General features: G+C 34.4%; 5 protein-coding genes, 3 tRNA genes and 1 riboswitch. Of the genes, 4 read left to right on the forward strand and 4 right to left on the reverse strand.

The annotated features are described in order from the left end of the window. Positions 1-23: 23 nt before the first annotated feature. Together ACI4WO_RS00460 and ACI4WO_RS00465 are read left to right on the forward strand one after the other, a co-directional pair. On the forward strand, positions 24-293 hold the full coding sequence (locus tag ACI4WO_RS00460; RefSeq protein ID WP_439805592.1) for a transposase: 270 nt from the start codon (positions 24-26) through the stop codon (positions 291-293). A 17-nt stretch (positions 294-310) separates the two neighbouring features. Beyond that, entirely contained in the window at positions 311-1,183 is an 873-nt protein-coding gene (locus tag ACI4WO_RS00465; protein ID WP_439805596.1) for an IS3 family transposase, read from the forward strand. Positions 1,184-1,286: 103 nt separating this feature from the next. Here ACI4WO_RS00465 and ACI4WO_RS00470 read toward each other — a convergent pair. The 4 genes from ACI4WO_RS00470 to ACI4WO_RS00485 all read right to left on the reverse strand — a co-directional run bounded on the left by ACI4WO_RS00470 (position 1,287) and on the right by ACI4WO_RS00485 (position 4,272). Then, positions 1,287-1,373 (reverse strand) — tRNA-Leu (locus ACI4WO_RS00470). 140 nt (positions 1,374-1,513) lie between these two features. Further along, positions 1,514-2,452: an L-lactate dehydrogenase gene (locus ACI4WO_RS00475; RefSeq protein ID WP_439805593.1), complete on the reverse strand. Its 939-nt coding sequence runs from the start codon at positions 2,450-2,452 to the stop codon at positions 1,514-1,516. A 357-nt stretch (positions 2,453-2,809) separates the two neighbouring features. After that, on the reverse strand, positions 2,810-3,097 hold the full coding sequence (locus ACI4WO_RS00480) for a hypothetical protein (RefSeq protein WP_439805594.1): 288 nt from the start codon (positions 3,095-3,097) through the stop codon (positions 2,810-2,812). A gap of 46 nt (positions 3,098-3,143) precedes the next feature. Beyond that, positions 3,144-3,265: riboswitch (SAM riboswitch) on the reverse strand. Positions 3,266-3,948: 683 nt separating this feature from the next. After that, entirely contained in the window at positions 3,949-4,272 is a 324-nt protein-coding gene (locus ACI4WO_RS00485; RefSeq protein WP_439805595.1) for a hypothetical protein, read from the reverse strand. A gap of 356 nt (positions 4,273-4,628) precedes the next feature. Here ACI4WO_RS00485 and ACI4WO_RS00490 point away from each other — a divergent pair. Both ACI4WO_RS00490 and ACI4WO_RS00495 read left to right on the forward strand, forming a co-directional pair. Further along, positions 4,629-4,704 (forward strand) — tRNA-Gln (locus ACI4WO_RS00490). Between the two features lie 5 nt (positions 4,705-4,709). After that, positions 4,710-4,785, forward strand: a tRNA-Thr gene (locus ACI4WO_RS00495). Positions 4,786-4,992: the final 207 nt, after the last annotated feature.

The following is a 4,992-nucleotide window of genomic DNA, read 5'->3' on the forward strand; positions in this document are numbered from 1 at the left end:
AAAACCAGAAAGGGAAATGAAAAATGAAGTACAGTAAAGAGTTCAAAGAGGAAGCATTGAAGCTTTCAGACGAGATTGGACTGAAAAAGGCTGCTCAGCAGTTAGGAATACAGTATTACACACTTGCCGACTGGCGAAAAGACAGAAAAGCAGCATTAAGTCGTCCAAAACTTTCAGACTCCGAAGCAGATAAACGTATCAGAGAGCTTGAACGAGAAAATGCAGAACTCAGAAAAGCCAATGATATTTTAAAGGATGCACTCGGTTTTTTCGCAAAAGACCGGAAGAAGTAAAGACAAGTGAACGGCACCTGTTCGTCAACGAATTTCGCTGTAAGTACGGCGTGAAGGCGATATGCAGGTTTCTGAAGATAAGTGAATCAGGCTATTATCGCTGGCTCAGAAATCAGGGCAAACCCGGTGCACGACAGCTTCTTCTGGTCAAAATACAGGGCATATTATCAGAACACCCGTATAACAAAAATTACGGTGTCAGAAGAATGCAGACAGCATTATCACAGCGTGGAACTCATGTAAGTCTCAGGACTGTATACAGAACTATGAGCGAAGCAGGACTTGTCCATAGGCATCGCAGACCTCACGGTATTACAAAAGCTGACACAGTAACACAGGACAGAGAGAATCTGATAAAGAGAGATTTCAGTGCAGAGAAGCCGCTGAAGAAGCTCCTGACTGATATCACCGAAGTACAGTGTTCTGACGGAAAGCTCTATATTTCGCCTGTTCTTGACTGTTTCAACGGTGAAATAATCGCACTTGAAATGCGTGATAATATGAAGAAGGAACTTTGCATAGATACCGTTAAACAGCTTCGGGAAAAGTACGGCAGACTCGATGGAACAATCCTGCACAGTGACAGGGGCTGCCAGTATACAAGCTATGCCTTCCGTCGTTCCCTTGTATCAGCAGGACTTGTCCAGAGCCTCAGCGGAACTGCTCATTGTTATGATAATGCACGTATGGAGAGCTTTTTCGCCACATTGAAAAAGGAGAAGCTGTATCAGATGCCAACATACAAAATGAAACGTGATGAAGTAAAATCCATTATCTTCAGATACATATTCGGTTATTACAATACCCAGAGAATCAACAGCTTCAATGAAAACGGTCTCCCACCTGTGGCACTCAGATCTTCCAGAGAGCTTTCTCCTCACGCCGCCTGATATCTGCCTGTTTAAGATTTTGGGTGTTTTCTGACTGCACTTTTCTTGACAATTCCAAAACATTAAAATAAAAAAGGTACAAATACAAAATTTGTACCTTTTTTGGTGCCGCTGACCGGACTTGAACCGGTACGGATGTTACTCCGAGGGATTTTAAGTCCCTTGTGTCTGCCTATTCCACCACAGCGGCAATATAAATATTATACTACAACATGTAAAAGAAGTCAATAGAAAAAATGAATATTTAAAATATATAACGAAATATTTTTGCTTTATTCCTTTAATGTAACAGGTAAATATAAATAGCACCTCATAAAGAGATGCTAAAAATTATATTTTCAGTTTAGAAATAACACCTTTCAGTGTTTTTACAGAAGCTGCAAGTTTATCATTTTCCTCATTGCTAAGCGGAATATCAAGAACCTTTTCAATACCTGAGCTTCCCACAATTGCCGGAACTCCTATACAAAGATCTTCAAGACCGTAATGTCCGTCCACAAAACAGGACACCGGAAGCACGGAATGTTCATCCCTTATTATTGAAAGAACAATTCTCATAACTGCCATTGCTATTCCGTAGTATGTGGCTCCTTTTCGTTCAATTACTTCATAGGCACTGTCTCTTACATCTTCATATACATCCTTGAATGATACATCCCGGCAGCTGGCACACAATCCATGAAAATCTTCCAGATCTATTCCTGAAACATTTGCACTGCTCCATACCGCAAGCTCACTGTCACCATGTTCGCCAATAATAAATGCATGAATGCTTCTGCTGTCAACGCATAAATGTTCACTTAAAAGATATTTAAGCCGAGCTGTATCAAGAACTGTTCCTGAGCCCAAAACCCTGTTAGTAGGAAATCCGGACAATTTAATAGTACAGTATGTTAAAATATCCACCGGATTTGATACTACGAGAATAATAGCTTCATTATTATATTTTGTTATATTTGGTATAATATTTTTAAATATTTCTACATTTTTATGAACCATATCAAGTCTGGTTTCATTTGGCTTCTGAGCTGTACCAGCTGTTATAATAATAAGAAAACAGTCTGATATATCCTTATAATCACCCGCATATACCTTCATAGGATGAGTAAAAGGAAGACCATGGCTTAAATCCATTGCTTCGCCCTGAGCTTTTGCAGTGTTTGAATCTATCAAAACAAGCTCTGAAAAAAGACTGTGCTGAGTAAGTGCAAATGCTATTGTTGCTCCGACTGCACCACAGCCTATAACTGCACATTTTTGTTTATTCATATTTTTTCTCCGTTTTTTTATAATTTGTATTGTGAATATTATAGACTTTTTTTTTAATTTCATTCATTAAAAACGGAAAAATAATAAAATGTATAATAAAATTAGTGCTATTTTTTCTTTATATTCAGTTTATTATTTGTTGCCTGTTTAACTTTTTGATTCATTTCTTTAAGATGGGCATCTCTGAACATTGTTTCAAAAGAATTAAGATTGCCGTCGCTATTACAATCAAATCGTTTATCGTCCAAAGTTGTAAATGAATGCCAAAAACTATTATTATTCATTTAAACTTACCGTCTTTATTAAATTATATAATAATTTGAATCATCGATTATAAATGCTTTAGCATATAATATGTTAATTCTCACTTTCACCATTAATGAATTTTTCATAATCAAGTCTGATAATATTGTCAGAATGACTTTGATAAGCCATACGACCAATATAACCAATATAGTTAATTGTTAAATTAGGATGTACTGCAAAAAAATCATCAATTTCTTTTTCTGTTGGTTTTGTTCCGTCTGAAAAAATAAAACCTTCCTCTTCAGCATCTTGAAGGAAACGATATGCAATATCTGCATTAGCCAGATATACATATACTGTTTTCAAATTGTCTTTTACTAAGTTTTTTAAATTATTCATTATGAACCTCCAAAATATTATTATTACCACAAGAAGATATAAGAAAAACCCATCGTTAACGATGGGCTGAAAATATCAAATTTACCCATCGGTCAAGCTTTAGCACCTTGCTTTTAGTAGGTTGCTGTGCGGTCAACGAGCTTGTCTCTCACGCACTCTTAATGGTTATTACTATTATACATATATAATTACATTTTGTCAAGCTATTATCAATATTTTGCTGGATATATTTTGTTAATTGTTTGTTCTATTATATTAATATTAAACTGCATTGTACCATTTCACTTTCTTTTGAAAATGTAATCCAACCGACTCTGGCTATAACGTCTTATAATTTGTCTGCATTCTTGTTGAGACTTTCCGACCATTTCTTTATTCATTTTTTCAAGTTCATCCTTAGTAAACGCATGAGTGTTTGTGGTTAACCATTCATATATGTGTGCTACAAAATAAACTGACAGAATTCCGAGTATAATTAAAACTGGCATATAATGCTCCTTTCTTCTTTTATGCAAATTAATTTTAGCAACAAATCTTATGTACAAATTATACCAAATAACTTCATAAATGTCAAGCAATTTATGAAATGTCTACAATTTAACTATATTACTGATCTTACTATGTTGTATTTACGAAAAAATGTAACTTTTGCTATTTTATCAGAAAAAGTTAATGTTATTTGTTTCATTTTTAGTCTTTGTATTTGTTTTACTAAAAAAATAGACACATTATAAGGAAAAACCTTTAAATAATGTGTCTAAATTAAATTATAAGCTTTTGTGCGTCACCAAAGTGTGACAGCAGCAAATAAAAGCAAATTTTGGAAAGCTCTACTTACCTCATCTATAATATTATTCGAATTTTGTAACTCTTATCTCAAATTCGGAATCAGCTCCAGATGGGTTGGCTATGTATATTCCTTCACCAGACGGTAAGTCTGTAACAGAGCCATTGCATACTCCAGTTAGAATTGTTTCATCTTTGGCTGCGTTATGATCTTTCATAACGTTAAATGAAATACCTTCTGGGCAGCTCCATTTTACTTTCTTACAAGGAGCAAAAGCTTCGCTTGTAAAAAGATAATTTCCGCTGGAACGATTTTTCTGCCCGCTTAAAGGTCCTTTTTGTGATTTAATAACTACTTCGATAAAGCCATCATACTTAAAATTTGGCATATAAATTTCTCCTTTTAATAAATAATTTAACCATGGCTATATTTATATTATATACCATTAATTTACAAAAGTCAACAATATTTTATGCTATTAATAGAATATTTACAAAAAATCTATATTCTGTTTATATATAACATTTCACTAGTTAACTGTTATAAATATATTCGAAATAGCAGTCTGAATCAGGAGATAATATATTAAATTTAATCTTGATAATATTTTTGATTTCCAATAAATTGTTAATAATGCTGCAATATTCAGATGAAATATTGTTGAAAATAACAAACCTGAATTTATTTTTGGAAAATCACTTGAAAAATATAACGATTTTTGGTATAATAATTTAGTCAGTTTGATGGGATATAGCCAAGTGGTAAGGCAGCGGACTTTGACTCCGTCATCCCGGTGGTTCGAATCCACCTATCCCAACCATTAGTGCTGTTTTAGCTCAGTTGGCAGAGCACTTCCTTGGTAAGGAAGAGGTCGTCGGTTCAAGTCCGATAAACAGCTCCAGTTAAACCTCGTAGATACGTTATCTGCGAGGTTATTTTTTGTTATAGTTTAACAAAGTGTTGCCAAAATGTTACCAGTGTGCTACTGCTTATTTTTATATTCATATTTTTTCTACACATTAAAGCTCGGCAATGCTTGTAGACGAAATAATGAAAAAAGACCGCCAGGAGAATTCCTGACGGTCTGATTTTTACTGTTTAATTTTCT

This window comes from Porcipelethomonas sp., from assembly GCF_051893655.1.
Taxonomy (GTDB): Bacteria; Bacillota; Clostridia; order Oscillospirales; family Ruminococcaceae; genus Porcipelethomonas.